This is a genomic window from Comamonas antarctica (assembly GCF_013363755.1).
GTDB lineage: Bacteria > Pseudomonadota > Gammaproteobacteria > Burkholderiales > Burkholderiaceae_C > Comamonas > Comamonas antarctica.
The window spans coordinates 1701367-1728104 of sequence record NZ_CP054840.1 but is presented as its reverse complement, the minus strand read 5'-3'; the positions used below and the strand labels follow the sequence as shown (position 1 = coordinate 1728104).

25 protein-coding genes are annotated in these 26738 nt (G+C 67.6%); 5 read left to right on the top strand and 20 right to left on the bottom strand.

Annotated elements, in window-relative coordinates; genetic code table 11:
- Positions 1–134: 134 nt before the first annotated feature.
- From HUK68_RS08300 to HUK68_RS08280, 5 genes are all read right to left on the bottom strand, one after another.
- Positions 135–1043 carry an SDR family oxidoreductase gene (locus HUK68_RS08300; RefSeq protein ID WP_175503768.1) on the bottom strand — a complete coding sequence of 303 codons (909 nt, stop codon included), beginning with the start codon at positions 1041–1043 and terminating at the stop codon, positions 135–137.
- Between the two features lie 167 nt (positions 1044–1210).
- Complete coding sequence (locus tag HUK68_RS08295) at positions 1211–2230, bottom strand: NADP-dependent oxidoreductase (RefSeq protein ID WP_175503767.1); 1020 nt, start codon at positions 2228–2230, stop codon at positions 1211–1213.
- A gap of 65 nt (positions 2231–2295) precedes the next feature.
- On the bottom strand, positions 2296–2688 hold the full coding sequence (locus HUK68_RS08290) for a PaaI family thioesterase (protein ID WP_175503766.1): 393 nt from the start codon (positions 2686–2688) through the stop codon (positions 2296–2298).
- A gap of 99 nt (positions 2689–2787) precedes the next feature.
- Complete coding sequence (locus tag HUK68_RS08285; protein ID WP_175503765.1) at positions 2788–3579, bottom strand: SDR family oxidoreductase; 792 nt, start codon at positions 3577–3579, stop codon at positions 2788–2790.
- 101 nt (positions 3580–3680) lie between these two features.
- Positions 3681–5135: an MFS transporter gene (locus HUK68_RS08280; RefSeq protein WP_434082462.1), complete on the bottom strand. Its 1455-nt coding sequence runs from the start codon at positions 5133–5135 to the stop codon at positions 3681–3683.
- A 186-nt stretch (positions 5136–5321) separates the two neighbouring features.
- Here HUK68_RS08280 and HUK68_RS08275 point away from each other — a divergent pair, with 186 nt between their 5' ends.
- Both HUK68_RS08275 and HUK68_RS08270 read left to right on the top strand, forming a co-directional pair.
- Positions 5322–5894 (top strand): Lcl domain-containing protein, encoded by a 573-nt coding sequence (locus HUK68_RS08275; RefSeq protein WP_175503764.1) that lies wholly within the window; start codon positions 5322–5324, stop codon positions 5892–5894.
- Between the two features lie 93 nt (positions 5895–5987).
- Entirely contained in the window at positions 5988–6293 is a 306-nt protein-coding gene (locus HUK68_RS08270; protein ID WP_175503763.1) for a hypothetical protein, read from the top strand.
- 26 nt (positions 6294–6319) lie between these two features.
- Here HUK68_RS08270 and HUK68_RS08265 read toward each other — a convergent pair whose 3' ends face one another.
- The 3 genes from HUK68_RS08265 to HUK68_RS08255 form a co-directional block, all read right to left on the bottom strand.
- A complete protein-coding gene (locus HUK68_RS08265; protein WP_175503762.1) occupies positions 6320–6793 on the bottom strand; it encodes an ankyrin repeat domain-containing protein in 474 nt (157 codons plus the stop codon).
- On the bottom strand, positions 6733–7347 hold the full coding sequence (locus HUK68_RS08260) for an ankyrin repeat domain-containing protein (protein WP_175503761.1): 615 nt from the start codon (positions 7345–7347) through the stop codon (positions 6733–6735). Before HUK68_RS08260 ends, HUK68_RS08265 begins: the two co-directional genes overlap by 61 nt.
- 197 nt (positions 7348–7544) lie before the next feature.
- The gene (locus tag HUK68_RS08255) at positions 7545–7955 is read right to left on the bottom strand and encodes a YgiW/YdeI family stress tolerance OB fold protein (RefSeq protein ID WP_175503760.1); all 411 of its coding nucleotides are present in this window, start codon (positions 7953–7955) and stop codon (positions 7545–7547) included.
- Between the two features lie 201 nt (positions 7956–8156).
- Here HUK68_RS08255 and HUK68_RS08250 point away from each other — a divergent pair, with 201 nt between their 5' ends.
- The 3 genes from HUK68_RS08250 to HUK68_RS08240 are packed head-to-tail and all read left to right on the top strand — an operon-like array spanning position 8157 to position 11414.
- Positions 8157–9035: a putative selenate ABC transporter substrate-binding protein gene (locus HUK68_RS08250; RefSeq protein ID WP_175503759.1), complete on the top strand. Its 879-nt coding sequence runs from the start codon at positions 8157–8159 to the stop codon at positions 9033–9035.
- A gap of 22 nt (positions 9036–9057) precedes the next feature.
- The gene (locus tag HUK68_RS08245) at positions 9058–9867 is read left to right on the top strand and encodes a phosphonate ABC transporter ATP-binding protein (RefSeq protein ID WP_175503758.1); all 810 of its coding nucleotides are present in this window, start codon (positions 9058–9060) and stop codon (positions 9865–9867) included.
- Positions 9858–11414 carry a PhnE/PtxC family ABC transporter permease gene (locus tag HUK68_RS08240; protein ID WP_175503757.1) on the top strand — a complete coding sequence of 519 codons (1557 nt, stop codon included), beginning with the start codon at positions 9858–9860 and terminating at the stop codon, positions 11412–11414. Before HUK68_RS08245 ends, HUK68_RS08240 begins: the two co-directional genes overlap by 10 nt.
- On the opposite strand, the gene HUK68_RS08235 is transcribed toward HUK68_RS08240, so the two are convergent.
- From HUK68_RS08235 to HUK68_RS08180, 12 genes are all read right to left on the bottom strand, one after another.
- On the bottom strand, positions 11383–11736 hold the full coding sequence (locus HUK68_RS08235) for an ankyrin repeat domain-containing protein (protein WP_175503756.1): 354 nt from the start codon (positions 11734–11736) through the stop codon (positions 11383–11385). The two genes, HUK68_RS08240 and HUK68_RS08235, sit on opposite strands and share 32 nt — an antisense overlap.
- Positions 11737–11825: 89 nt before the next feature.
- On the bottom strand, positions 11826–13211 hold the full coding sequence (locus HUK68_RS08230; RefSeq protein WP_175503755.1) for a sensor histidine kinase: 1386 nt from the start codon (positions 13209–13211) through the stop codon (positions 11826–11828).
- Positions 13208–13876 (bottom strand): response regulator transcription factor, encoded by a 669-nt coding sequence (locus tag HUK68_RS08225; RefSeq protein ID WP_175503754.1) that lies wholly within the window; start codon positions 13874–13876, stop codon positions 13208–13210. The genes HUK68_RS08230 and HUK68_RS08225 overlap by 4 nt, the downstream gene beginning before the upstream one ends.
- A 37-nt stretch (positions 13877–13913) precedes the next feature.
- A complete protein-coding gene (locus HUK68_RS08220) occupies positions 13914–15740 on the bottom strand; it encodes an acyl-CoA dehydrogenase (protein WP_175503753.1) in 1827 nt (608 codons plus the stop codon).
- Positions 15741–15859: 119 nt separating this feature from the next.
- The gene (locus HUK68_RS08215) at positions 15860–17035 is read right to left on the bottom strand and encodes an acetyl-CoA C-acyltransferase (RefSeq protein ID WP_175503752.1); all 1176 of its coding nucleotides are present in this window, start codon (positions 17033–17035) and stop codon (positions 15860–15862) included.
- Between the two features lie 37 nt (positions 17036–17072).
- On the bottom strand, positions 17073–19172 hold the full coding sequence (locus tag HUK68_RS08210; protein WP_175503751.1) for a 3-hydroxyacyl-CoA dehydrogenase NAD-binding domain-containing protein: 2100 nt from the start codon (positions 19170–19172) through the stop codon (positions 17073–17075).
- A gap of 364 nt (positions 19173–19536) precedes the next feature.
- Entirely contained in the window at positions 19537–20232 is a 696-nt protein-coding gene (locus HUK68_RS08205) for an ABC transporter ATP-binding protein (RefSeq protein WP_175503750.1), read from the bottom strand.
- A gap of 2 nt (positions 20233–20234) precedes the next feature.
- Complete coding sequence (locus tag HUK68_RS08200; protein WP_434082461.1) at positions 20235–21014, bottom strand: ABC transporter ATP-binding protein; 780 nt, start codon at positions 21012–21014, stop codon at positions 20235–20237.
- Between the two features lie 2 nt (positions 21015–21016).
- Positions 21017–22366 carry a branched-chain amino acid ABC transporter permease gene (locus HUK68_RS08195; RefSeq protein ID WP_175503748.1) on the bottom strand — a complete coding sequence of 450 codons (1350 nt, stop codon included), beginning with the start codon at positions 22364–22366 and terminating at the stop codon, positions 21017–21019.
- Between the two features lie 179 nt (positions 22367–22545).
- Positions 22546–23499 (bottom strand): branched-chain amino acid ABC transporter permease, encoded by a 954-nt coding sequence (locus HUK68_RS08190; protein WP_175503747.1) that lies wholly within the window; start codon positions 23497–23499, stop codon positions 22546–22548.
- Positions 23500–23574: 75 nt separating this feature from the next.
- Positions 23575–24810, bottom strand: a complete 1236-nt coding sequence (locus tag HUK68_RS08185) for a branched-chain amino acid ABC transporter substrate-binding protein (protein ID WP_175503746.1) — start codon at positions 24808–24810, stop codon at positions 23575–23577.
- Positions 24811–25037: 227 nt separating this feature from the next.
- Positions 25038–26675, bottom strand: a complete 1638-nt coding sequence (locus HUK68_RS08180) for a 3-(methylthio)propionyl-CoA ligase (RefSeq protein WP_175503745.1) — start codon at positions 26673–26675, stop codon at positions 25038–25040.
- Between the last annotated feature and the right edge of the window lie 63 nt (positions 26676–26738).

Genomic DNA, 26738 nt, shown 5'->3' with positions numbered 1-26738 from the left:
GAGCCGGGGATCACTGCAACATGGAGCGCAGCCGCAACCCCCGAGTTCCCGCCGCGCCCACGCCGCGGATGCATTTTTGGCGCGCCCATGAAAAAGGGCCGTTGCAACGGCCCTGGATGGCAGGCGCGGCGTATTCAGCCCGGCGTGCGCAGCGCGGCGCGCAGGCTCGCGCCCAGTTCGGGCTTGTGCGCGAACGGGTCCGACGGATTGCGGCCCTGCACCACATCTTCCATGCGGCTTTGCACCGCGCCCAGCGCCTGGGGATGGCTGAAGATATAGAACTGGTTGGCGGCCACCGCGTCGAAGACCTTCTGCGCCACCTCGGCGGCCGTGACCTTGCCCGAGGACACGGCCTTGTCGGTCATCGCCTGGCCGATCTTCTGGCTTGCGGTCTGCTCCTCGGCAGGCCGGTTTTCGGGCCGGTTGCGCTCGCTGTGGCTGATGCCCGTAGGCACGAAGTACGGGCACAGCAGGCTCGCGCCGACCTGATCGGACACCAGCGACAGGTCCTGGAACAGGGTTTCGGTCAGGCTCACGACCGCGTGCTTGCTCACGTTGTAGATGCCCATGTTGGGCGGCGTGAGCAGGCCGGCCATGCTGGCGGTATTGACGATATGGCCGCGCCAGGCCGGATCGGCTTGCGCCGCCTCGAGCATCATCGGCGTGAACAGGCGCACGCCGTGGATCACGCCCCAGACGTTCACGCCCAGCACCCACTCCCAGTCGGCGACCGAGTTCTCCCAGATCAGCCCGCCCGCGCCCACGCCGGCGTTGTTGAACACCAGGTGCGGCGCGCCAAACGTCTCCTGCACGCTGCGCGCGAGCACCTCCATCTGCATGCGGTTGGACACATCGACGCGCTGCGCCAGCACCTGCACGCCGGCGGCACGCATCTCCTCGGTCGCGGCCTCGAGCGCCTCGCGCTGCACATCGACCAGCACCAGGTTCATGCCCAGCTTCGCGCCGATGCGCGCGCACTCCAGGCCGAAGCCCGAGCCCGCGCCGGTCAGCACCGCGGTCTTGCCTTGAAAGTCCTGAATCATCTTGTCGTCTCCTGCGGGCCAGTCGGCCACTTCTCAACATTATTTGAGAAACATCTGTCTTCTAAAACTGGCATGTCTCAGCTCAGGGGCGCCGAGCAAGGGCCGCCCCGCAGCGAGGGTGCCGTCCCCCTCCACCGAAGGTTGAGAGGGGGAAGCCGCGTAGCGGCTCAGGGGGTGATTTTTACCAGTTGTTTGCCGAAGTTCCTGCCCTTGAGCAGGCCCAGGAAGGCGCCGGGCGCGGCCGCCAGGCCCTGCGCCACGGTCTCGCGCGGGCGCAGCTTGCCCGAGCCCACCAGCGTGCCCAGTTCCTTGAGCGCCTCGGGCCAGACCTCCATGTGCTCGCTGACGATGAAGCCTTCGATCTTCATGCGGTTGATCAGGATCAGCGCCGGGTTCTGCAGCGGCAGCGGCTGGCCGTCATAGCCGGCGATCATGCCGCAGACCGCGACGCGCGCGAACGCATTGGCGCGCAGCAGTACGGCGTCGAGGATGTAGCCGCCGACATTCTCGAAGTAGCCGTCGATGCCGTCGGGGCAGGCCTCCTTGAGGGCCCGCGACATCGCCTTGATGTCGCCATGCTCGCGGTAGTCGATGCAGACATCGAAGCCCAGTTCCTCGGTGGCATAGCGGCATTTGTCCGGTCCGCCCGCAATCCCCACCACGCGGCAGCCGCGCGCCTTGGCCAGTGCGGCGAACGCGCTGCCGACCGCGCCCGTGGCAGCGCTCACGACGACCGTCTCGCCGGCCTTGGGGGCGATGATCTTCACCAGCCCGTACCAGGCGGTGACGCCGGGCATGCCGACCGCGCCGAGGTAATGCGACAGCGGCACATGGGTCGTATCCACCTTGCGCAGCATGCCGGGCGCGTCGCCGTCCACCACGCTGTACTCCTGCCAGCCGCCCATGCCCACGACCTGGTCGCCCCTGGCGAATTTCGGGTTGCGGCTTTCCACCACCTCGCCGACGGTGCCGCCGATCATCACTTCCCCCAGGGGCTGCGCGTCGGCATAGCTCTTGCTGTCGTTCATGCGCCCGCGCATGTACGGATCAAGGCTCAGATAGTGGTGGCGCACCAGCACCTGGCCGTCTTGCAGCGCCGGCACCTCAGCCGTCACGAGCCGGAAGTTGCTTTCGGTGGCTTCGCCCTGCGGGCGGTTATCGAGAAGAATCTGCTGATTGCGGGTCATGAACGGTCTCCTGTTGATAATTGCAATGCCATGGAAAGCGCAGGCCGCGGGCGCCGGCGCTCCCGCTAAACCGGGTCGCGGCGCTTGAGCTTGAAGGTGCCCGAGGCCTTGCAGCACAGCAGGCCCTGGGCGTCGTACACCGCGCCTTCCACGTAGGCCATGCCGCCATGGGTCTTGTGCAGCAGCTGGCCCTTGGCCACCAGCGGTCCGCGCGCGGCCTGCATGAACGAGGTCTTCATCTCGATCGTCACCCCGCCGGTGTTGGGCGCAACGCTGCTGGCCGCCTGGGCCAGCGTCACGTCGAGCAGCGCCATCAGCGCGCCGCCATGCGTCACGCCAAACGAGTTCAGGTGTTCGGGGCGCGGCGTGTAATGCAGCTCCGACTCGCCGCCGGCACGCTTGTGCAGCGTGAAGCCCAGCTCGGTCACAAAGGGAATGTCTGCTTCAAAACTCAACACCGGAAAGGCCTTTCTTGGATTCGGGGCGGCACCCGCCCACGCGGGGCCAGCCGCGGGGCGCGCGCTGGCGGCCCTATTGTCGGCGCAGATCGGGGCTGTTCAGCCGCCGGTGACCACGCTCACGCCGCCGTCGACCGCCATCCACTGTCCGGTGATGTGCTTGCCGGCCGCCGAGGCGTAGAGCAGCGTGATGCCCTTGAGGTCTTCGTCGTCGCCCAGGCGGCGCAGCGGCGCGTGCGCGGCCATCTTCTCCTCGCCCAGGGTTTCGATCAGCACCGACGCCATCTTGGTCTTGAAGAAGCCCGGGCAGATCGCGTTGACGTTGATGCCATGCACGCCCCACTCCGCCGCCAGCGCGCGCGTGAAGTTGATCACCGCGCCCTTGGAGGTGTTGTAGGCGATGGTCTTCATCTCGGTCGGATTGCCGGCCAGGCCCGCGATCGAGGCGATGTTGATGATGCGCCCCGAGCGCCGCGCGATCATGCTGCGCTTGGCGATCTCGCGGCTCAGCAGGAAGTAGCCGCGCACGTTGAGGTTCATGACCTTGTCCCAGGCCGCGGTCGGGTGCTCCTCGGCCGGCGCGCCCCAGCTGGCGCCGGCGTTGTTGACCAGGATGTCGACATCCCCCACGCGCTCCAGCGTGGTCTCGACCAGCCGCAGGATGTCTTCCTCCTGCCCGCAGTCGGCCGCGATCCAGCTGGCCTCGATGCCCGCGGCCTGCAGCACGGCCGCGGACTGCTCCAGGTCGGCCGCCTTGCGCGAGCTCAGCACGATTTTCGCGCCGGCCTCGCCCAGCGCCTGCGCCATCTGCAGCCCCAAGCCGCGCGAGCCTCCGGTCACCAGCGCCGTCTTGCCGCTGAGATCAAACAGTTCTTGCACCTTACGCGTCATCTCGCTGTCTCCTTGGATTTTGTGGTTCGCGCGCCGCAAGGGCCGCTGGCACATTGTGCGATGACGCTCCGCCGGCCCGTGTCGCCAGCGTGTCGCGCGACTCAGTGCAGCGGCTGGCGCACGCGCAGGCTGCTGCAGACGCCCGCCACCGCGGCGAACAGGCCCGCGCCCGCGAGCGCCACCATCTCGGCCGTGCCGTCATGGCAGGGCCAGACGGCGAACAGCGTGGCGAGAATGACCGCCCCGAGCGTCTGCCCCGTGAGCCGCGCCGTGCCCAGCATCGCGCTGCCCGCGCCGCTGCGCTGCACCGGCGTCGAGCGCACGATGGTGTGGTTGTTGGGCGACTGGAACAACGCGAAACCCGCGCCGCACAGCGCCATGCGCCAGATCACGTCGAGATCCGACGGATGGGCCGGCATCAGCGCCAGCAGCCACAGCCCGGCGGCAAACACCGCCATGCCCAGTCCGCCCAGCAGGCCGTCGGGATAGCGGCCGATCAGCCGCCCCGACAGCGGCGCGATGGTCACGATGGCCGCGGGCCAGGCGGTGAGCAGCAGGCCCGCCTCGATCGCGCTGCGGCCAAAGGTTTCCAGCAGCAGGAAAGGCAAGGCCAGGAAGGCCAGCGTCTGGGCGCAGAACGCATTGACCGACGAGGCCATGGACAGCGCGAACACCGGAATGCGCAGCAGGTCCACCGGAAACAGCGGCCGCGGCTTGCGGCTCTGGCGCGCCAGGTGCCAGGCGCCGATCAGCAGCCCCGCGCCCAGCATCAGCGCCCCCGACAGCATCGAGCCGGCCTGGTCCTTGCGCGCCACGCCCAGCGCATCCGCGCCGAGAAACACCAGCGCGAACATCGCCATGTTGAGCACCAGGTCCAGCGCGGAAAACGCGCGCGCGCCCGGCTCGGCGGCCAATCGCGGCGTCTCGGGCAGGGTCTTGCGCCCCAGCCACACCGTCAGCAGCCCCAGCGGCACGTTGGGTGCGAGCAGCCACGGCCACGAACCCACGGACAGGATCGCGGCAGCCAGGGTCGGCCCGGCCACCGAGGCCCCGGCCACCACCGCCGAATTCAGCGCCAGACCGCGGCCCAGATGGGCGCGCGGGTAGATGAAGCGCACCAGCGCCGCGTTCACGCTGAGCACACCGGCCGCGCCCAGGCCCTGCAGCGCGCGTGCAGCGATCAGCGTTTCCAGCGAGGGCGCGAAGAATGCGCCCAGCGCCGCCAGCGCGAACAGCGCCATGCCGGCCAGATAGACGTTGCGGTAGCCGATGCGCTCGCCCACCGCGGCCAGCGGCAACAGCATGACCAGCGTGGCGATCTGGTAGGCATTGACCACCCAGATGGTGTGCGAGGCCGGCGCCGCGAAGGAGCGCGCAATGGCCGGCAGCGCCAGGTTCAGCAGGCTGCTGTCGAGCACCACGACCGCCAGCCCCAGCAGGATCACCAGCATCGCGCCCGCGCGCCGCCCGTCGGGCAGGCCGTCGGGTGCGGCATCGGTGGGAATGGTTGGATCTGTGGCGGCTATCGGCTGTGGCTTCTCGGCGGACTCTCGCATGGCGTTCCCTGGCTGGCTGGGGCGGCTCTGTGCGCGCCCAGGGGGCGATGGTAGTGGCTTGCGGCCCCCGCTGCCGAGCATACGTCGCACGCCGCCACGCTGCGGCATCTCGATCCAGCAGGCAAGGCATCGCCGGCTGCGCGCGCAGGTCACAATGCCGGCTGCTGTTGCCATACCGAACTTCCCATGCTGCCTGCCACTTCCCTGCGCGTTCCTCGCCTGCTCCTTTGGAGCCTTCTTGCCGGCGCGCCGCTGCACGCCCAGACCGCCACTGGCGCCGCCACGCCGCAGCTGCAGCTCTCGGCCGATGGCAGCGAAGTCCATGACCTGCGCGCGCGGCTCGCGTGGCCGCGCTGCCTGCAGGGCATGCAATGGCGCCAGCAGCGCTGCGAGGGCACGCCGCAACGCCTTTCCTACCGTGAGGCGCAGAAGCTGGCGCAGTCGCTGCAGCAGGCCGACGGGCTGCGCTGGCGGCTGCCGCGCGCGAAGGAACTGCAGCGGCTGCGCCAGCAAGCGGCGCCGGGGGACGAGGCAACACTGTTGCCCGGCGTGCCGGGAGACTGGCACTGGACGGGCACGGCCGCGGTGAATGCCGCGGCCGTCAACCCGTACAGCTATGACCAGACCGGCCCGGCGAGAAACCGCCTGGCGGCGCAGCAGGCCTGGGCCGTGGACTGGGCCACCGGCCGGGCCGATGGCGAGACCGGCCGCGCAAATCTGCTGCTGGTACGGCTGGTACGGCCCTTGCCTGCGCCGTGAGCCGCCCAGGCTGAAAAATACCTGTGAAAAACAACAGTTGATGCTTGAAATCTACTGTACATTTTCCCAGTCAACTTTTCTTACCTGACCACCATGGACACTGTTGAAACCTTCTACACCGTTTCCCTGTGCGACTATCCCGGCCTGCCCGAGCAGGAGCGCCAGCGTGCCGAAGCGCGCTATGCGCGCGTCATGGAGCGCCAGCTGGGCGGCGCCGAGCAGGTGGCATTGGCATTGGAATGCGTGCTGGGCCTGGAGGACACGCCGCCCGAAGAAATCACCGAGGAAGCCAAGGCGCTGTTCGCGCGCTGGACCAAGGCCAGCAACGCCGCCATTCAGGCCGGCATGCAGGGGCTGGGCGATGGCGAGAGCAGCTTCTTCGAGGTGCGCTTCAGCTGAGGCCCGGTTCTTCCCTGGGTGGCGGGTCACTGGCTGTAGAGGCTTGCCGGCAGCGCCATCCCGGTGAATTGCGGCTCGGACAGTAGGACAACATTCAGCAGGTCCGACCTTATGCCCAGGCCCGGGCCCGGCAGCAGTTCCCTGCAGCGGGCATGGCTTCGGGCATCGGGCGCGGCATCGTGGTGATCCGAGCGAGCGCCGGTTTCCATGTTGCCGTACGTCGTCCCACCCTCGTGCCTTCCCGCAGCATGGTCGCAGCCACCGTGCCGGTCGCTGCCGGAACCGGATTCCTGCAGGCCATTGCCATGGCCCCCTTCCGAGCCGGGGTCCGAATCGCCTTCGGTCCCGCGGTCCGCCCGGCTTTCGGGAGCCGACTGCTCCAGCGCCGCGGCCAGCAACATCTCGACCACTTCCGGGTGCCCCTGTAGGGATGCCAGCATCAAGGCGTTGAGTCCTTGCCGATCGAGGGCATGGATGTTTGCACCAGCCTGCAGCAGCATCTGCACCGCGGCCGGATAGCCCCCAAGATTTGCACCACCGCCAGGTTCTTCTCGCGCACCGCCAGCATCAGCGGCGTGCTGCCATCGAGTGCGCGCGCATCGATGTCCGCATGCAACGCCAGCAGGAGCGCCACCATGGAAGACTGGCCGAAGAGCACGGCATGGAACAAGGCAGTCCATCCCAAGACCGTGTCGTGTGCCTCGGTGTCGGCACCCAGGGCACACAGCACGGACACGATGGTCCCATTGGACTTCGACGCCGCCAGCATCAGCGCCGTCAAGCCCCGGTCGGTGGCTGCATTGACCGGGGCCTGCGCGCGGCCCCGCGCCCACACCACCTGCGCCACTCCGCTGGCGACGGCACACATCAGCGCGCTGGTGCCATCGGGCGCGGTGGCATCGACCGCCGCCTGCAGTATCAGCAACGCGTTCACCCGCGCCAGCGATCCATCTCCTGCCGCATGCATCAGGCGCGTGAAACCGCGGGCGTCCGGGGCATTGACCGCATTGGCAGGCAAGTTGCCAGCGACCTTTTCGTTCGGAGAGATTGGCATGGAACTCGCGGACCGGCACCCATGGTGCTACCCAGTGGCCGATGAAGAATCATTGAACTGCTGAAACTTTGATAGTTTTTAACTATTAATTCAAGCATTTCATTGAACGGTCTCTTCTCACGTGGTGCCCATCAGACACCCCATATAGCCGCATGAAAACGCGCGGGCATCCCAGCCATGCCCGCGCGTGCTCCGGATCAGCGCAAAAGCGTGATGCGGTCCACCTCGAATTCGGTCTTGCGCAGACCCTTGTCGAATTCGCCCAGCAGTTCCACGCGCTGCTCGGCGCTCACCGTCTGGCCGGCGGGGAAATCCTTGTCGTCGATTTCCACCGCAATGCGGCCCGTCGCGTCCTCGAAGCTGTAGTTGTCGCCGCCGTCGTGCGACACGATGCGCCCCTGCAGGCGCGCATGCTGGTCGTCACGGCCGGTATCGAGCAGCTGCTTGACGGTCATCAGCGGCACATTGCTCGGGCCGCTGTAGCTGCCATGGCTGCCGGCCTGGGGCGTCTGGCTCGGACCGGTGTAGGCCGCGGGCTGGGCCGTGGCCACGGTGGCGCCGAACGCCAGCAGACTGGCAAGGGTCAGGGTGGAAACGATGGCACGCATGGCAATACTCCTTCAGGGTTGTCGATCGGTGCCGCGGTTTGCGGCATGGAGGTATTTGACGATCCGAAGCTGAAGGCAATCTGATGCGCAGCGGATATTCTCCATGCCGCGCTTACCCGCGCCGTCTTCTGCGGCAAACGCCGCGTGGTCCGCCGGCGGTGGGCGCCGTCGCTAGAATGCCCGCAACCGAATTGGACCTCCATGACCACACTTTCCGCACGCCGCCTTGCGCTCAAGGCGATTTCCTGCGCCCTGGCGGCCGCCTCCCTGTCCACCCTTCCCGCGCTGGCCGCGGACAATGTGCTGCGGGTGTCGGCCATTCCCGATGAAGCCCCGACCGAGCTGCAGCGCAAGTTCGCGCCGCTGGGCAAGTATCTCGAGGCGCAGACCGGCATGAAGGTGGTGTTCACGCCCGTGACCGACTACGCCACCGTGGTCGAATCGCTGGCCACGCGCAAGCTCGATCTGGCCTGGCTTGGCGGCTTCACCTTCGTGCAAGCCAAGATCCGCACCAACGGCACGGCCATTCCCATCGTGCAGCGCGAGGAAGATGCACGCTTCACCTCCAAGTTCATCACCGCCAATCCGCAGGTCAAGGAACTGGCCGACCTCAAGGGCAAGAGCTTTGCATTCGGCGCGCCCTCGTCGACTTCGGGCAGCCTGATGCCGCGCTTCTTCCTGCAGCAGGCGGGCCTGAACCCGGAAAAGGACTTCCGCAACGTCGCATTCTCGGGCGCGCATGACGCGACGGTGGCGTTCGTGGCCGCGGGCCGCGCCGAAGCCGGCGTGCTCAATGCGTCGGTGTGGGACAAGCTGGTCGAGGAAAAGAAGGTCGACACCAGCAAGGTGCGCGTCTTCGCCACCACGCCGCCCTATTTCGACTACAACTGGACGGTGCGTGGCGACCTCGACCCGGCGCTGGTGAAGAAGCTCACGCAAGCCTTCCTGCAGCTCGATCCGGCCAACCCCGAGCACAAGGCCATCCTGGGCCTGCAGCGCGCGTCGAAGTTCATCCCGACCGAGGCGAAGAACTACGTCGGCATCGAAGACGCGGCCAAGTCGGCCGGCCTGCTGAAGTAATCACCGCGCCCCGCCACCCCGCATGAGCTTTGCATTGGAGAGCGTGGGCCTGACCCATGCCGATGGCAGCACTGCGCTGGCCGATATCCGGCTCGCGGCGCGCCAGGGCGAAAGCATTGCGCTGATCGGTCCGTCGGGCGCGGGCAAGACCTCGCTGCTGTCGGTACTGGGCACCGCCTGGGCCGATCAGGCCACGGGCACGCAGCAACTGCTGGGCAGCGAACTGCGGGCCCTCGATGCGCGCGCGCGCCGTGCGTTGCGCGCCCGCATCGGCAGCGTGCACCAGGCTCCGCCGCTGCCCGGGCGCCAGCGCGTGGTCACCAGCGTGCTGGCGGGCCGGCTGGGCCAATGGCCGGCCTGGAAGGCGCTGGCCTCGCTGGCCTATCCGATGGACAGTGCGGGCGCGCGCGCGGCGTTGGCGCGGGTCGAACTCGAAGACAAGCTGTTTGCGCGCTGCGACCAGCTCTCGGGCGGCCAGCTGCAACGCGTGGGCATTGCGCGCGTGCTGTACCAGCAGCCGGCGCTGGTGCTGGCCGACGAGCCGGTATCGGCGCTGGACCCGGCATTGGCATTGGCCACGGTGAAGCTGCTGGTGGAGGACGCGGCACAGCGCCATGCCACGCTGGTCGCGAGCCTGCATGCGGTCGATCTGGCGCTGGGCTGCTTCGCGCGCATCGTCGGCATCCGCGGCGGACGCATCGCGTTCGACCTGCCCGCGACGCAGGTCAGCCAGGCGCAGTTGCAGGCCCTCTATGCGGGCGAAGACTTGCCGCAGCCCACGCAGGCGCCGCAGCCGTCCGCCGCCGTGCCGCCGATGAACGCATGCCGCTAGATCCCGCGCTGCGCGACCCTGCGGCCCGTGCGCGCCTCGCATACGGAATGCTGGCGCTGGTCGTTCTCTGGCCGCTGTTCGCTGCCGCCCAGGTGCGGCCGGGCGCGCTGTTCGAGGCGGGCAATCTCACGGTGATCGGCAACTTCCTCGGCGCCTTCCTGCCGCCCGCCACGGGCCGCGAGTTCCTGGGCTATCTGGGCCAGGCCACGCTGCAGACCCTGGCGATCGCCACGGCCGGCATGGCCCTGGCCTGCGCGCTGGCCGTGCCGCTCGCGTATCTGGCCAGCGCCGCGGGGCGGGAGCGGCCCACGCTCAATCCGCTCACGCGCGGTGTGCTCACGGTGCTGCGCGGCATTCCCGAACTGGTCTGGGCGCTGGTGTTCGTGCGCGTGTTCGGCCTGGGCCCGGCCGCGGGCGTGCTGGCGCTGGGGCTCACCTATGGCGGCATGCTGGCCAAGGTCTATGCCGAAATCCTCGAATCCACCGACCCGGCGCCCGCGCGCGCGCTGCTGCGCAGCGGGGCGCGGCGGCCGCTGGCGCTGCTCTACGGCCTGGTGCCGCAGGCGGCCAAGGAGCTGGTGTCGTACACCGTATACCGCTGGGAATGCGCGATCCGCGCCTCGGTGGTGATGGGCTTTGTCGGCGCAGGCGGCCTGGGCCAGCTCATGGACCAGTCGATGAAGATGCTCAACGGCGGCGAAGCCGCGAGCATCCTGCTGTGCTTTCTGGTGCTGGTGTTCATCGCCGACGCGCTGTCGCAGGGCTTGCGCCGCGCACTTGATACACCGCCCGCGGCCCGGCCCTCGCACTGGGGCTGGCGCAGCGCCGGCGGCCTGCTGGCGCTGATCCTGGCGGTCTGGGCCAGTTTCCGGCTTTTGGACATGGACCTGGCGGCGCTGCTGTCGCGCGAGTCGGCCGGCGCCATGGGCGAGTTCATTGCCAGCTTCTTTCCCATGGACCTGGGCGCCGACTGGCTGCGCCGCGTGGCCATGGGCACCTGGGAGACGCTCGCGATCTCGGTGGTCGGCACGCTGCTGGCCGCGGTGCTGGGCCTGCTGCTGGCACTGGCGCCGCTGCGGCCCGCAAGCCACTTCGTGCTGAACCTGCTGCGTTCTGTGCCCGAGCTGGTGTGGGCCACCATCACCGCGCTGGCCGTGGGCCTGGGGCCGTTTGCCGGCGCGCTGGCGCTGGCGCTGCATACCAGCGGCGTGCTCGGCCGGCTGTATGCGCAGGCGCTGGAGAATGCGCCGCGCGCGCCGGCCTCGGCGCTGGTGCTCAGCGGCTCGGGCAAGGGCCTGGCATTCCTCTACGGCACGCTGCCCGGCGCGGCGCCGCAGCTGCTGGCCTATACGCTGTACCGCTGGGAGATGAACATCCGCATGGCCGCGATCCTGGGCTTCGTGGGCGCGGGCGGGCTGGGGCAGCTGCTTTATTTCGAGCTGTCGCTGTTCCACTACGCGCAGGCCGCCACGGTGATCACGGCCATGCTGCTGCTGTCGATGGCCGTCGACCAGGTCAGCGCGTGGCTGCGCCGGCGCATGGGTTGAGCCGCCTGGCGCGCGCGTGCGCCAGCAGCCGCACGCTGGGCAGGCGTCCTTCGTGCGCGGCAATCATCAGCGCCGACCAGTTGCGTGCGTCCCTGACCTCGATGTCGGCCCCCGCCGCCGCCAAGGCGCGCACGACGGCCGTGTGCCCGCCATGCGCGGCATGCATCAGCGCGGTCCGGCCCGCGGCGTCTCTCGTCTCCAGATCCACGCCGGTGCCGATCAGGCAACGGACCGCGGCCAGATCGCCGGCAGCCGCGGCCTGCAGCAGCGCATCGCCGGCATCCGGCGCCGGCCACGATTTTTCAACCGGCAGCCAATTCATCCACCTTGCTTTCCACCTACGCATCGTCGTTGCAATCGCCATGCAGCCATTGGAGCCGGCGAAACTGAAGGCAATCTGATGCGCATGCCTCAGCCCGGCGGGAAATCCAGCACCACCCCGAGTCCGCGCCCATCGAGGCCGGACTCGAAACGCAGCGCCGCGCCATGCAGCGCCGCGATGCGCGCCACGATGGACAGGCCCAGGCCGTTGCCCGGCTGGCCCGTGCCCAGCACGCGGAAAAAACGCTCGCCCAGGCGTGCGCGCTGCCCGGCCGGCACGCCGGGCCCGTCGTCGCGCACCGCCAGCCGCACGCCGCCCCCCGGCAGCGGCGCCGATTCAACCCGCACCCGGCCGCCTGGGCCGCCATAGCGCACGGCGTTGTCGACGAGATTGCGCAGCGCGCTGGCCAGCAGCGCGGGCGCGGCCTCGATGGTGGGCACGGCCAGCGCGCGTTCCAGCTGCAGGCCCTTGGCGTGTGCGGGCGCAAGGTCCAGCGTGTCGATCAGCGCCTCGAGCGCCACGGTTTCGCGCGGCAGCGCCTCGGCCTGCGGCTCCAGGCGCGCCAGCGCCAGCAGGCTTTCGATCAACGCGGTGCAGCGGTCCAGGTCCGCGCGCAGCTGCTGCAGATGGTGGCCGGGTAATTTCAGTTCGCGCTCTATCAGCTGCACGCGCATGCGCAGCGCGGCCAGCGGCGTGCGCAACTCGTGCGCCGCGTCGCTGGTGAAGCGGCGTTCGCTGTCGAGCGCCACGCCCAGCCGCGCCAGCAGCGCATTGAGCGCATCGAGAATGGTCTGCAGCTCGCGCGGCGGATCGGGCACGGCAATCGGCGACAGGTCCTGCGGCGTGCGCGCGCCGATGCGGCCCGCGGTGTCCTCGAGCGGCCGCAGCAGCCGGCGGATCTGCCACCAGCTCACGAGGCCCAGCAGCACCAGCAGCGCCAGCGCGGGCCAGGCCAGGTTCTCGGCCATGTCGCCCAGCAGCTCCAGGCGCTCCTCGACCGGCTGCGCAACCTGCGCCGTGTTGCCGCCGGCGCCGCGGCGCGTGTGCACGCGCCACAGTTCGCCCCCGACCCAGACATTGGCGAAGCCCTTGCTGCGCTCCACGCGGGGCACGAAGGCGGCCTCGGGCGTGTCCTCGCCGCGCAGCAGCACGCGGCCGTCGGGCGCGACGATCTGGTAATACATGCGCAGCTTCATTTCCTCGCCGCGCCGGTCATGCAGCCCGCGCCCCGCGCTGGCGTGCGCGTCGGCTTCGGAGCCCAGTTGCAGCACCAGGCGCGAGCCCTCCTCCAGCGCATCGTCGAACACATCGCTGGTCGCGAACCAGGCCACGCCAATCACGATGGCCAGGCTCACCAGCCACAGCGTGATGCTGGTGCCCATCACCATCAGCAGCAGACGCCGGCGCAGCGACCAGCCGGTGGCGCGCGGCCTGCCGGCCCGGGGGCGCCACTGGCGCCAGTCACGCGGCTTCATGCCGGCGCGAGCCCGTAGCCCTGGTTGCGCACCGTGACGATGAAGCCGCTGCCCAGCTTCTTGCGCAGGTTGTAGACATGCGCCTCGATGGCATTGCTCTCGACCTCCTCGCCCCAGCCATAGAGCGCTTCCTCGAGCTGGGCGCGGCTCAGGATATGCGTGGGATGGCGCATCAGCGCCTGCAGCAGCGCGAATTCGCGCGCGGTCAGCGTGACCGGTGTGCCGTTGAGTTCGACGCGTTTGGCGGCGGGGTCCAGCGCCACGCTGCCATGGCGCAGCGCGGGCGCTTGCTGCGGCGTGCCGCGGCGCAGCGCCGCGCGCACGCGCGCCGACAGCTCCTCCAGATCAAAGGGTTTGACCAGATAGTCATCGGCGCCCAGGTCCAGCCCCTGCACGCGGTCGGCAAGCGTGTCGCGCGCGGTGATCACGATCACGGGCAACGGGGCGCTCGGCGCGCTTGACGCGCGCAGCGCCTGCAGCACTGCATCGCCGTCGAGGCCCGGCAGGCCGCGGTCGAGCAGCACGCATTGGTAGGAATGGGTGGCCAGCGCAGCCGCGGCCTGGTCGCCGCGCTGCAGCCAGTCGACCGCATAGCCGTCGAGTTGCAGCCACGATTGCAGGGAATTGCCCAGCGAGGGGTCGTCTTCGATCAGGAGGAGGCGCATCCCTGCACCCTAACGCACAAAGCTGATGCGAAACTGATCAGAACCCCGATTCGTCCATCTCGGCGCAGGTCAGGTCGCGTTCGCGCACCACCTTGAGCCAGGCGCCGATGCGCGGCAGCTCGTAACGGAAGAAATAGCGCGCGGCCGCCAGGCGCCCCGCATTTGCCGGCTGCGCGCCATCGCCGCGCAGCGCGGCCCGGGCCACATCCAGCCACATCCACGCCAGCACCACATGGCCCAGCGCCTGCATGTAGGGCACGGCATTGGCCAGCGCCTCGCCCGGCTCGCCCGTGGCCCACGCGGCGTCGGTCGCGCCAAGCGCCTGCTGCAGCGCATCAGCCAGCGCGGCCGCTTCTGCGTCCAGTCCCGGCGTGGCGGCTGCGGCGGCAATGCCGGCTTCGATGCGCGCGGCCAGCAGCTGCAGGCCGCGGCCGCCTTCCATGCGCACCTTGCGTCCGAGCAGGTCCATGGCCTGGATGCCATGCGTGCCTTCGTGGATCATGTTGAGCCGGTTGTCGCGCCAGTACTGCTCCACCTGGAAGTCGCGCGTGTAGCCATAGCCGCCGTGGATCTGGATGGCCAGCGAATTCGCCTCGAGGCAGAACTCGCTCGGCCAGCTCTTGGCGATCGGCGTCAGCACTTCCAGCAGCAGCCGCGCCTCGTCCGCGGCTTCGCCCTGCCCGGTGTGCTGCTCGTCGACCAGCCGCGCGCAGTACAGGTTCAACGCGAGCGCGCCTTCGCCATAGGATTTCTGCGCCAGCAGCATGCGCCGCACATCCGCGTGATCGATGATGCGCACCTGGGGCCGGGTCACATCCTTGCCGCCGGCACCCGTAGGCCGGCCCTGGGGCCGCTCGCGCGCATAGTCGAGGCTGGCGTAATACCCCGCCAGCCCCAGCATGGTGGCGGCCATGCCGATGGCGATACGGGCCTCGTTCATCATGTGGAACATGCACTGCAGGCCCTGGCCCGGTGCGCCGACGAGATAGCCGATGGCGCCGGCCGCGCCGCGCACCGGATACCGGCCCTCGCCGAAATTGAGCAGCGTATTGGTCGTGCCGCGCCAGCCGAGCTTGTGGTTGAGGCCGGCCAGCGCCACATCGTTGCGCTCGCCCGTGAGCCGGCCTTCGGTGTCGACGAGGTGCTTGGGCACGATGAACAGCGAGATGCCCTTGACACCGGGCGGCAGGCGGCCCTCGGCGTCGGGGATCTTGGCCAGCACCAGGTGCACGATGTTCTCGGTGAGTTCGTGGTCGCCCGACGAGATCCACATCTTGTGGCCCTTGAGCCGAAAGCGCGGCCCCAGCGCGTCGTCCTGCGCGCCCGCGCCATCGGGCGTGGCGCGCGTGGCGATATCGGACAGCGACGAACCCGCCTGCGGCTCCGACAGGCACATGGTGCCGGCCCAGCGGCCGTTGAATTCATTGAGCGCGAAGACCTGCTTTTGCAATGCGCTGCCATGCGCCATCAGCGCGCTGGCATTGCCCGAGGTCAGCATGTTCGAGCCGATGCTCACGGACGCCGCGGCAAAGAAGCTGTTGGCCGCGGCCTCGAGCACATAGGGCAGCTGCATGCCGCCGATGTCGTAGTCCTGCGCCGCGCCCAGCATGCCCGACTCGGCATAGGCCAGGCGCGCCGCGTGGGTGCAGGCCGGCAGGATCACCTTCTCGCCGTCGAAGCGCGGCTCCTCGGTGTCGACCGTGCGGTTGAACGGCGCGTACTTCTCGCGCGCGATGCGCTCGCAGGTGTCGAGCACCGCATCGAAGGTCTCGCGCGAATGGTCGGCAAAGCGCGGGCGCGCATTCAGCGCCTGCACTTCGAGCCAGTCATACAAAAGGAAATCCAGCGTTGCGCGCAAACCCATGATCCACTCCTCGAGCGTCGAAAAAAATGGGCCGCAGCAAGCGGCCCTGACCCGTTCGCCCTGAGCCTGACGAAGGGTGAACTTCGAGAGATCCAGGGACAGGCAGCCCGTATCCGCGCTTACAGCACTTCGAAAATGCCGGCCGCGCCCATGCCGCCGCCGATGCACATCGTCACGCACACGCGCTTGGCGCCGCGGCGCTTGCCTTCGATCAGCGCGTGGCCCGTGAGGCGCTGGCCCGACACGCCATAGGGGTGGCCCAGCGCAATCGCGCCGCCGTTGACGTTCAGGCGGTCGGCTGGAATGCCCAGCTTGTCGCGGCAGTAGATGACCTGCACGGCAAACGCCTCGTTGAGTTCCCACAGGTCGATGTCCTGCACCGTGAGGCCCAGCTTCTTGAGCACCTTGGGCACGGCAAACACCGGACCGATGCCCATCTCGTCGGGCTCGCAGCCCGCCACCGCAAAGCCCAGGAAGCGGCCCAGGGGTTGGAGGCCGTTGCGGCCCGCATAGTCCTCGCTGACCACGACGCAGGCGCCCGCGCCGTCGGAGAACTGGCTCGCGTTGCCGGCCGAGATCAGGCCGCCGGGCAAGGCGCTGCGCAGGCCGCTGATGCCTTCCTTGGTCGTGCCCTCGCGCGTGCCTTCGTCCTTGGCGACGGTGACTTCGCGCGTGATCAGGCCGCGCAGCTTGTCGACCACGCCGGCGGTGACGGTGATGGGCGCGATCTCGGCGTCGAACAGGCCCGCGGCCTGCGCCGCGCAGGCCCGTTGCTGGCTGGCCGCGCCGTATTCATCCATCGCGTCGCGGCCGATGCCGTAGCGCTGGGCCACGGTTTCGGCGGTCTGCAGCATGCTCCAGTAGATCTCGGGCTTGCTGCGCAGCAGCGCCGGGTCTTGCAGCATGTGCGTGTTCATCTCCTGCTGCACGCAGGAGATGGACTCGACGCCGCCGGCCACATAGACATCGCCTTCGCCGGCAATGATGCGCTGCGCCGCGGTGGCGATGGTCTGCAGGCCCGAGGAGCAGAAGCGGTTGATGGTCATGCCCGAGGTGCTCACCGGCAGGCCCGCGGCCAGCGCGATCTGGCGCGCGATGTTGGCGCCGGTCGCGCCTTCGGGCGTGGCGCAGCCCATGATCACGTCGTCGACGGCGGCGGCATCGATGCCGGCGCGCTGCACGGCATGCCTGACGGCATGGCCGCCCAGCGTCGCGCCGTGGGTCATGTTGAACGCGCCCTTCCAGCTCTTGGCCAGGGGGGTGCGGGCGGTGGAAACAATCACTGCGGATGTCATGGAATATCCTTGATTCGGTTCTGTACGGGGCGGCGCTTCAGCTGAACGACTTGCCTTCGGCGGCAAGGCGCGCGAGCAGCGGCGCGGGCTGCCAGAACGCGGCGTCGTCGTGCGGGTTCTGCGCAAAGCGGTTCATGGCCTGCACCACGTTGACCAAGCCGACCTCGCCCGCATAGTGCATGGGGCCGCCGCGGTGGATGGGAAAGCCATAGCCCGTCAGATACACCATGTCGATATCGCCGGACTTGCCGGCAATGCCGTCTTCCAGGATGTGCGCGCCCTCGTTGACCAGCGAGAACACCAGGCGCTGCACGATTTCCTCGTCGGAGATCTTGCGCGGCGTGATGCCTTGGTCCTTGCGGTGCTGCTCGATCATCTTGTTGACCAGTTCCGAGGGAATCGCATCGCGCTTGCCGGCCTCGTAGTCGTACCAGCCGGCGCCGGTCTTCTGGCCGTAGCGGCCCAGCTCACAGAGCTTGTCGGCCGTGGCGCTGTACTTCATGCCGGGCTGCTCCACCGCGCGGCGCTTGCGGATCGCCCAGCCGATGTCGTTGCCGGCCAGATCGCCCATGCGGAACGGGCCCATCGCGAAGCCGAACTTCTCGATGGCCTTGTCGACCTGCTGGGGCGTGGCGCCCTCGTCGAGCAGGAAACCGGCCTGGCGGCTGTACTGCTCGATCATGCGGTTGCCGATGAAGCCGTCGCAGACGCCCGAGACCACAGCGGTCTTCTTGATCTTCTTGGCCAGCTTCATCACGGTGGCCAGTACGTCCTTGGGGGTCTGCTTGCCGCGCACGACTTCGAGCAGCTTCATCACGTTGGCCGGGCTGAAGAAATGCATGCCGACCACGTCCTGCGGGCGCTGGGTGAAGGCCGCGATCTTGTCGACATCGAGCGTCGAGGTGTTGGAGGCCAGGATCGCGCCGGGCTTGGCCACGGCGTCGAGCTGCTTGAACACGGCTTCCTTCACGCCCAGTTCCTCGAACACGGCTTCGATGATCAGGTCGGCGTGCTTGAGGTCGTCATAGGACAGCGTGGGCGTGAGCAGCGCCATGCGCTCCTCGTACTTCTCCTGCTTGAGCTTGCCCTTCTTGACCTGTGCCTCGTAGTTCTTGCGAATGGTCGCCTGGCCGCGGTCGAGCGCTTCCTGCTTCGTTTCCAGGATGGTCACGGGAATGCCGGCGTTGAGGAAGTTCATGGCAATGCCGCCGCCCATGGTGCCGGCTCCGATGACGCCCACGCTGCGGATCTCGCGCACCGGCGTGTCCGAAGGCACGTCGGCGATCTTCGAGGCCGCGCGCTCGGCCATGAACAGGTGGCGCAGCGCGCGCGACTCGGGCGTGAACATCAGCTGCGTGAACAGCTCGCGCTCGGTCTGCATGCCGGCATCGAACTTGCCCTTGACGGACGCGGCCACCGCATCGACGCACTTGGCGGGCGCGGGGAAGTTCTTCGACATGCCCTTGACCATATTGCGCGCGAACTGCAGGTAGGCTTCGGCCTGCGGATGCTTGCAGGGCAGGTCGCGCACCAGCGGCAGCGGCCGCTGCGCCGCGATCTTCAGCGCAAACGCGCCCGCTTCCTCGCGCAGGCTCTCGGCCGACGCCGCCACCAGGTCGAACAGCTTCTGGCCGGGAATCGCGGCCAGCATTTCGCTTTGCACGGTTTCGCCGCTGACGATGATGTTCAGCGCGGTCTCCAGGCCCAGCAAGCGCGGCAGGCGCTGCGTGCCGCCGGCGCCGGGCAGCAGGCCCAGCTTGACTTCGGGCAGCGCCACCGCGGTGCCCGGTGCGACCACGCGGTAGTGGCAGCCCAGCGCCAGCTCCAGGCCGCCGCCCATGCAGACCGAGTGGATCGCTGCCACAACCGGCTTGCCCGACAGTTCCACGGCGCGGATCACCGACAGCAGATGCGGCTCCTGGGTCGCGCGCTCGGTGCCGAACTCGGTGATGTCGGCTCCGCCCGAGAACGCCTTGCCCGCGCCGGTAATGATGATGGCCGTGATGTCCGCATCGGCATTGGCCTGGTTCAGCCCCTCGACCACGGCCCGGCGCGTGGCGAGGCCCAGGCCGTTGACCGGCGGATTGTTCAGCGTGATGACGGCAATCTGCCCGTCCTTCTGGTAGTCAGCGCTCATGCGGTTGTCCCTTGTGAATGGAAAAGAACGATCGTGCGATTTTTCATTGTAGAAACTTGCGCCCAAATGACCAGTGGGGTTTGTCTCGCCAGGGACAAGGCCCTTCGACCGGGCCGCGCAGGCAGGCTCAGGGCGAACGGAGGGTAAGGACAGTGAGCTTGCAAACGCCGCGTTTGTCACTTGACCGGACAGCAAACTCAAAAAATCCCGTTCGTCCTGAGCTTGTCGAAGGATGGACGGCCTGTCCTCGAAACAGGAGAACGCAGCGAAGGATTTGCCAGCACTTCAGAACAGGCCGTCCATGGTTCGACCGGGCCGCGCAGGCCGGCTCGCCACGAACGGGTCTGTACATCGCGCCCGGTGCCTACACCTCCAGCCACTCCTTGCGCACGCGCTCATCCGCCCGCAACCCGTCCGGCGTCCCATCGAACACGATGGCCCCATGCCCCATCACCAGCGCCCGGTCCGAAATGCGCATGGCAATGGTCAGCTTCTGCTCGATCAGCAGCACCGCGATGCCGCGCGACTTGATGGTCTGCAGGTACTCGCCGACCAGCTCGACGATCTTCGGCGCCAGGCCCTCGGTGGGTTCGTCGATGATGATCAGGTCGGGGTCGCCCATCAGCGTGCGGCACAGCGTGAGCATCTGCTGCTCGCCGCCCGACATCACGCCGGCCTCGGTGTGCTGGCGCTCCTTGAGGCGCGGGAACATCGCGTACATGTCGTCGAAGCTCCAGCGGCTGCCGCGGCCCTTGCCCTTCTGGCCCAGCAGCAGGTTCTGGTGCACCGTGAGATTGGGAAACACATCGCGGCTCTCGGGCACATAGCCGATGCCGCGGTGCGCGATCTCGTAGGCCTTGCGGCCCTGCAGCTTCTCGCCCTTCCACTCCAGCGTGCCCTCCCAGTCGACCAGGCCCATCACGGCCTTGGCCGTGGTCGAGCGGCCCGAGCCGTTGCGGCCCAGCAGCGCGACGATTTCGCCCGGATTCACATCGAAATCCACGCCATGCAGCACATGGCTCTTGCCGTAATAGGCATGCAGATTGGCAATCTTCAGCATCTTCAGTGCGCTCCCGCCTGCTGATCGGCCACGGCCGATCCCAGATAAGCTTCCTGCACGCGCGCATTGGCGCGCACCCGGTCCGGCGTGTCGAAGGCAATCACCTCGCCATAGACCACCACCGCGATCTTGTCGGCCAGGCCGAACACCACGCCCATGTCATGCTCCACCGTGAGCAGCGTGCGCCCTTCGGTGACCTGCTTGATCAGCTGGATGAAGCGCGCGGTCTCGCTGTTGCTCATGCCGGCCGTGGGTTCGTCCAGCAGGATCACGCTCGCGCCGCCCGCAATGGTGATGCCGATCTCGAGCGCGCGCTGCTCCGCATAGGTCAGGTTCATGGCCAGCACGTCGCGTTTTCGGTCGAGCTGGATCATCTGCATCAGCTGCTCGGCGCGCGCATTCGCGTCATGCAGCCGCGACAGGAAGCGCAGGAAGCTGTAGCCATAGCCCATGCTCCACAGCACGCCGCAGCGCAGGTTCTCGAACACGCTGAGCTTGGGGAAGATGTTGGTGATCTGGAAGCTGCGCGACAACCCCTGGCGGTTGATCTCGAACGGCTTCTTGCCGTCGATGCGCTGGCCGTGCAGCAGCACCTCGCCGCTGCTGGGCGGAAAGCGGCCGCTGATCAGGTTGAACAGCGTCGACTTGCCCGCGCCGTTGGGCCCGATGATGGCCACGCGCTCGCCGGCCTCGACGGCCAGGTTCACGCCGCGGATGATCTCGGTCTTGCCAAAGCGCTTGCGCAGGTCCTTGAGCTCGAGCGCATAAGTGGGTTGTGTCATGGTCATGCCTCCGCGCGCTTGATCTGCAGTTCGATTTCTTCCTGGACCTGGCTCCACTGGCGCACGAAGCGCCGGCGCACCAGCTCGAAGGCCGCGCCGCCGACCAGCAGCAGCGCCAGCGCCCCGATCCAGCTGCCGGCGCTGCGCGTGTCGAGCGACACTCCCATGAAGCGCAGGTGGTCGCCGAGCGCGGCGTTGAGCTGGAGGTGGTAAATCATCTCGACCATGGCCGCCAGGCCCACGATGGCCGCCAGCGCGCAGACGGCCAGCGCCGCGTAGCCCGGCAGCAGCCGCGTGAGCTTGCCGAATTTCGCCACGCGCAGGTTCATCATGACCAGGCTGGCCACGCCGCCGGGCGCATACATCACCATGAACAGGAACACCAGGCCCAGGTACAGCAGCCAGGCCTTGGACAGCTCCGACAGCAAGATGGAGGCAAACACCAGCAGCACCGCGCCGATGATCGGCCCGAAGAAGAAGGTCGCGCCGCCGAGGAAGGTGAACAGCAGGTAGCTGCCCGAACGCATCACGCTCAGGGTGTCGGCCGCGGCGATGATCTCGAAGTTGATCGCCGCCAGCCCGCCGCCGATGCCCGCGAAGAAACCGGCGATGATGAACGAGAAGTAGCGCACGCGCTGGGTGTTGTAGCCCACGAACTCGACCCGCTCGGGGTTGTCGCGCACCGCGTTGAGCATGCGTCCGAGCGGCGTGCCGGTGAACGCGAACATCAGCGCCGTGCAGACGAAGCAATACACCGCGATCAGGTAGTAGACCTCGATGGCCGGGCCGAACGTCATGCCCAGGAAAGGCTGGCCGTAGACCCGGTCGGTGGTGATGCCGCCCTCGCCGCCGAAGAACTCGGGAAACATCAGCGCCATCGAGGCCACGAGCTCGCCTATGCCCAGCGTGATCATCGCAAAGGTGGTGCCCGACTTGCGCGTGGTCACATAGCCCAGCAGGATCGCAAAGAACATGCCGCCCAGGCCGCCGATGATGGGAATCAGCACCAGCGGAATCTCCAGCCCGCCGATCCTGTTCATCGCATGGATCGCAATGAACGAGCCCATGCCGGTATAGACCGCATGCCCGAAGCTCAGCATGCCGCCCTGCCCGAGCAGGATGTTGTACGACAGGCAGATGATGATCAGGTAGCCGATCTGGCTCAGCATGGTCAGCGCCAGGCTGCTGGTGAACAGATGCGGCGCGACGGCCAGCGCCAGCGCGAACAGTGTCCAGATGACGAAGCGGCCGATATTCAGCGGCTTGAAGCGGTACGCATGATCGGCGTCGGCGGGCCGCGCGGCGATGGGAACGGCGTGACCGGCAGCCAGAGTGCTTGGTGATGTATTCATGATCTCAGTTGTCCATTCGGCGTTCGCCACATGCGCGGCGTAAGAAACCGGCGCGTCCCGGCAGGGGGGCAGCGAGCAAGGGCCGCCCCGCAGCGAGGCTGCCGTCCCCCTCCACCGAAGGATGAGAGGGGGAAGACGGGGCCGGCCATCCGGCGCAGCGGCTCAGGGGGTACTTCATATCAATCCTCTCTGGTGCCCAGCAGGCCCTTGGGCCGGAAAATCAGGATCAGCACGAGAAACAGGTAAGGCAGGATGGGTGCGACCTGCGACAGCGTGAGGCGCAGCACCGGATAGCCAAAGGTCTGGTCCGTCACCTGCGTGCCCAGCGCGCCGAGGAAATTGACCAGCGAATAATCGATGGCCACCGCAAAGCTCTGCACGATGCCGATCAGCAGCGAGGCCAGGAAGGCGCCGGCCAGCGAGCCCATGCCGCCGACCACGACCACCACGAAGATGATCGAGCCCACCGACATCGCCATCGCCGGTTCGGTCACATAGGTGTTGCCGCCGATCACGCCGGCCAGGCCCGCGAGCGCGCAGCCGCCGCCAAACACCAGCATGAACACGCGCGGCACGTTGTGGCCGAGCGCCTGCGCCATCTCGGGGTGCTTGAGCGCGGCCTGGATCACCAGCCCGATGCGCGTGCGCGTGAGGATCAGCCACACGGCCAGCAGCATCAGCAGCGCCACCAGCATCACGAACGAGCGCGACTTGGGAAACTGCGTGCCGTAGAGCGTGAACAGCGGCCCCTGCAGTTGCGGCGGCAGCGCGTAAGGGACCGTGCCGCGGCCCCAGACCAGTTGCACGATCTCGAGGATCAGATAGGACAGCCCGAACGTGACCAGCAGCTCGGGCACATGGCCGAACTTGTGCACGCGGCGCAGGCTGTAGCGCTCGAACAGCGCGCCCAGCGCGCCGACCAGCAGCGGCGCGATGAACAGCGCGGGCCAGAAACCCACCACGCCGCTGAGCGTATAGGCGAAATAGGCACCCAGCATGTAGAAGCTGGTGTGGGCGAAATTGAGCACGCCCATCATGCTGAAGATCAGCGTCAGGCCCGAGCTGAGCATGAACAGCAGCAGCCCGTAACTCACGCCGTTGAGCAGCGAGATCGTCAAGAATTCAGCATTCATCGCAAGACCCAGGGAGAAAAAGCCGGAAAAAATGAGGGGGCCCCGGCCCCCTCGGCGTCACCTAGCCACGGGGGCTCAAGACGGGCGCTTCATCTGGCAGGAAGTTGGCGTGCTGGCCACATAGGGCTCGAAATACTTCACCGGCGCCAGCGTGTAGCCGGTGTTCTCCGAATCCATCGGGTACTTGCCGCCGGCCTTTTCCCAGCGCGTGATGTACAGGCCCTGCTGCAGCTGGTGGTCGGCCTTGCGCATCTCGACCTCGCCGTTGAAGCCCTTGAACTTCATGCCTTCCATGGCCGCCGCGACCTTGACCGGGTCGGTCGACTTGGTGCGCACGAAGGCTTCGGTCAGCATGGCGTAGGTGTTGAACACCGAGGCCGTGTACATGTCCTCGTTGAAGCGCTTCTTGAAGTCGGTGACGATGCGGCCAATGTCGCCAGGCAGGTTCAGGTGGCCGTAGCCCACGGCATAGACCTTGCCCGCCGCGGCCGCGCCCATGGCCGTCGGCGCGCCCGTGGCAATCGCGTAGTAGGTGTAGAACTTGACGTTGTTCAGGCCCGCATCGTTGGCGGCCTTGATCAGCAGCGCCAGGTCCGAACCCCAGTTGCCGGTGATCACCGAATCGGCGCCCGACTGCTTGATCTTGGCGATATAGGGCGAGAAGTCGCGCACCTGGGCCAGCGGCGCGAGGTCGTCGCCGACGATCTCGACGTCGGGGCGCTTTTGCTTGAGCATGTCCTTGGCGTACTTCGAGACCTGGTGGCCATGCGCGTAGTTCTGGTTGATCAGATAGACCTTCTTCACATCGGGAAGGTCCTTCATGTAGGTGGTCAGAGCCTCCATCTTCATCGAGGTGTCGGCGTCGAGGCGGAAGTGCCAGTAGCTGCACTTGCTGTTGGTGAGGTCGGGGTCCACGGCGGCGTAGTTGAGGTAGACCACCTCCTTGCCCTTGTTGCGCGCGTTGTGCTTTTCCAGCGCATCCATGATGGCCAGCGCCGGGCCCGAGCCGTTGCCCTGCACGACGTAGCGCGCGCCCTGGTCCATGGCCGAGCGCAGCGCGCTGGTGGTCTCCTGCGGGCTCAGCTTGTTGTCAATGCCGATCACTTCGAATTTGACGCCGGCCGGGTTCTTCTTGCTGAACTCCTCGGCGAGGAACTGGAAGCTCTTGAGCTGGTTCGAGCCCAGCGCCGCCATCAGTCCCGACAGCGGGTCCAGCCACGCGATCTTCACGGTCTCGCCCTGCTGCGCAAACGCCCCGCCCGCGCCTGCCAGGATCACCGCTGCCGCCACTGCCTTGAAAGCGAACTTCATTGTTTGTCTCCTTGTTGATGGATGAGCAAATGCAGCGTAGCGGCTCCACCTGAAGCTCTGGATGGGGAATGCCCTAGCCCCTATCGCCTAGGTGACTGGCTGCGAACGGTTCGCGCAAAACCATGGCTTTTCCAGCGCAAAACTACCTGTCGGCAGGCTGGCGGAAAATGCAAAAAAAAGCCTGGTCCGCAGGGACCAGGCTTGCTTGCAAGCACGAGGCGCGGGAATCAAAGACCAGGCAGCTGGTAGTCCGCCAGTTGCTCGCGCAGGCGCGTCTTGAGCATCTTGCCCGTCGCCCCCAGCGGAATCGCGTCGACGAACACCACGTCATCGGGAATCTGCCACTTGGCGGTCTTGCCTTCGTAGAACTTCAGCAGTTCCTCGCGGCTCACCTGCGCGCCGGGCTTGAGCGCCACGGCCACGATCGGGCGCTCGTCCCATTTGGGGTGGCTCATGCCGATGCAGGCGGCCATGGCCACGGCCGGATGCGCCATCGCGATGTTCTCGATGTCGATCGAGCTGATCCATTCGCCGCCGGACTTGATCACGTCCTTGCTGCGGTCGGTGATCTGCATGTAGCCGTCGGGATCGATGGTCGCGACATCGCCCGTCGGAAACCAGCCGCGGCCCTGCTCGTCATAGACCAGCGGGCTGCCTTCGCCCTTGAAATAGCTGTCGATGATCCAGGGCCCGCGCACCAGCAGGTCGCCATAGCTCCTGCCGTCCCAGGGCTGCTCCTTGCCCCCGTCGCCGACGATCTTCATGTCCACGCCATAGATGGCCCGGCCCTGCTTTTGCCGGATCTTCATCTTCTCCTCTTCAGGCAGGTCCTGGTGCTTGTTCTTGAGCGTGCTGAGCGTGCCCAGCGGGCTCATCTCGGTCATGCCCCAGGCATGCAGCACCTCGACACCCAGGTTCTGGAAGGTGGTGATCATCGCCGGCGGGCATGCGGAGCCGCCGATGACGGTGCGCTGGAGGGTGCTGAAGCGCAGATGCTTGGGCTGCATGTAGCCCAGCAGCATCTGCCAGATGGTGGGCACGCCCGCGGCATAGGTCACGCTCTCGGCCTCGATCAGCTCGTAGAGCGACTTGCCGTCGAGCGCCGGGCCGGGATAGACCACCTTGGCGCCGGTGAGCGCCGCCGAATAGGGCACGCCCCAGGCATTGACGTGGAACATCGGCACCACCGGCAGCACCGAGTCGCGCGCCGACAGGTCCATGACGTCGGGCAGCGCCGCCGCGTAGGCGTGCAGCGTGGTCGAGCGGTGGCTGTAGAGCGCGGCCTTGGGGTTGCCCGTGGTGCCGCTGGTGTAGCACATGCTCGAGGCGGTGTTCTCGTCGAACTGCGGCCAGTCGTACTCCGCCGATTGCGCGCCGATCCAGTCCTCGTAGCTGATCAGGCCGGGAATGCCCGAGTCCGCGGGCAGCCGGTCGGCGTCGCACAGTGCCACCCACTGGCGCACCGTGGGGCAGCGCGCATGCACGGCCTGCACCAGCGGCAGGAAAGTGAGGTCGAAGCACAGCACCTGGTCCTCGGCATGGCCCACGATCCACGCGATCTGATCGGGATGCAGGCGCGGATTGATGGTATGGAGCACGCGGCCCGCGCCGCTCACGCCGAAATACATCTCCATGTGGCGGTAGCCGTTCCACGCCAGGCTGGCCACGCGCGCGCCGTGCGCCACGCCCATGGCCTCGATGGCGTTGGCGAGCTGCTTGGAGCGCGCCGACAGATCGCGGTAGGTATAGCGGTGGATATCGCCTTCGACGCGGCGCGAGACGATCTCGGCATCGCCGTGGTGGCGCGCGGCAAAATCGATCAGCGATGAAATCAGCAGCGGTTGGCTTTGCATCAGTCCCAACATGGGTGGTCTCCTAGTACTCAGGTTTTATCCATTCATCCTAACGTGCCATTTTGACCTCGGGCC

What these genes read in the sequence shown, in the direction of transcription:
- HUK68_RS08300 (WP_175503768.1), bottom strand. Translation starts at nt 1,043, where the DNA reads ATGATTCAGGACTTTCAAGGCAAGACCGCGGTGCTGACCGGCGCGGGC.
- HUK68_RS08295 (WP_175503767.1), bottom strand. Translation starts at nt 2,230, where the DNA reads ATGACCCGCAATCAGCAGATTCTTCTCGATAACCGCCCGCAGGGCGAA.
- HUK68_RS08285 (WP_175503765.1), bottom strand. Translation starts at nt 3,579, where the DNA reads ATGACGCGTAAGGTGCAAGAACTGTTTGATCTCAGCGGCAAGACGGCG.
- HUK68_RS08280 (WP_434082462.1), bottom strand. Translation starts at nt 5,135, where the DNA reads ATGCGAGAGTCCGCCGAGAAGCCACAGCCGATAGCCGCCACAGATCCA.
- HUK68_RS08275 (WP_175503764.1), top strand. Translation starts at nt 5,322, where the DNA reads ATGCTGCCTGCCACTTCCCTGCGCGTTCCTCGCCTGCTCCTTTGGAGC.
- HUK68_RS08270 (WP_175503763.1), top strand. Translation starts at nt 5,988, where the DNA reads ATGGACACTGTTGAAACCTTCTACACCGTTTCCCTGTGCGACTATCCC.
- HUK68_RS08265 (WP_175503762.1), bottom strand. Translation starts at nt 6,793, where the DNA reads ATGCTGCTGCAGGCTGGTGCAAACATCCATGCCCTCGATCGGCAAGGA.
- HUK68_RS08260 (WP_175503761.1), bottom strand. Translation starts at nt 7,347, where the DNA reads ATGCCAATCTCTCCGAACGAAAAGGTCGCTGGCAACTTGCCTGCCAAT.
- HUK68_RS08255 (WP_175503760.1), bottom strand. Translation starts at nt 7,955, where the DNA reads ATGCGTGCCATCGTTTCCACCCTGACCCTTGCCAGTCTGCTGGCGTTC.
- HUK68_RS08250 (WP_175503759.1), top strand. Translation starts at nt 8,157, where the DNA reads ATGACCACACTTTCCGCACGCCGCCTTGCGCTCAAGGCGATTTCCTGC.
- HUK68_RS08245 (WP_175503758.1), top strand. Translation starts at nt 9,058, where the DNA reads ATGAGCTTTGCATTGGAGAGCGTGGGCCTGACCCATGCCGATGGCAGC.
- HUK68_RS08240 (WP_175503757.1), top strand. Translation starts at nt 9,858, where the DNA reads ATGCCGCTAGATCCCGCGCTGCGCGACCCTGCGGCCCGTGCGCGCCTC.
- HUK68_RS08235 (WP_175503756.1), bottom strand. Translation starts at nt 11,736, where the DNA reads ATGAATTGGCTGCCGGTTGAAAAATCGTGGCCGGCGCCGGATGCCGGC.
- HUK68_RS08230 (WP_175503755.1), bottom strand. Translation starts at nt 13,211, where the DNA reads ATGAAGCCGCGTGACTGGCGCCAGTGGCGCCCCCGGGCCGGCAGGCCG.
- HUK68_RS08225 (WP_175503754.1), bottom strand. Translation starts at nt 13,876, where the DNA reads ATGCGCCTCCTCCTGATCGAAGACGACCCCTCGCTGGGCAATTCCCTG.
- HUK68_RS08220 (WP_175503753.1), bottom strand. Translation starts at nt 15,740, where the DNA reads ATGGGTTTGCGCGCAACGCTGGATTTCCTTTTGTATGACTGGCTCGAA.
- HUK68_RS08215 (WP_175503752.1), bottom strand. Translation starts at nt 17,035, where the DNA reads ATGACATCCGCAGTGATTGTTTCCACCGCCCGCACCCCCCTGGCCAAG.
- HUK68_RS08210 (WP_175503751.1), bottom strand. Translation starts at nt 19,172, where the DNA reads ATGAGCGCTGACTACCAGAAGGACGGGCAGATTGCCGTCATCACGCTG.
- HUK68_RS08205 (WP_175503750.1), bottom strand. Translation starts at nt 20,232, where the DNA reads ATGCTGAAGATTGCCAATCTGCATGCCTATTACGGCAAGAGCCATGTG.
- HUK68_RS08200 (WP_434082461.1), bottom strand. Translation starts at nt 21,014, where the DNA reads ATGACACAACCCACTTATGCGCTCGAGCTCAAGGACCTGCGCAAGCGC.
- HUK68_RS08195 (WP_175503748.1), bottom strand. Translation starts at nt 22,366, where the DNA reads ATGAATACATCACCAAGCACTCTGGCTGCCGGTCACGCCGTTCCCATC.
- HUK68_RS08190 (WP_175503747.1), bottom strand. Translation starts at nt 23,499, where the DNA reads ATGAATGCTGAATTCTTGACGATCTCGCTGCTCAACGGCGTGAGTTAC.
- HUK68_RS08185 (WP_175503746.1), bottom strand. Translation starts at nt 24,810, where the DNA reads ATGAAGTTCGCTTTCAAGGCAGTGGCGGCAGCGGTGATCCTGGCAGGC.
- HUK68_RS08180 (WP_175503745.1), bottom strand. Translation starts at nt 26,675, where the DNA reads ATGTTGGGACTGATGCAAAGCCAACCGCTGCTGATTTCATCGCTGATC.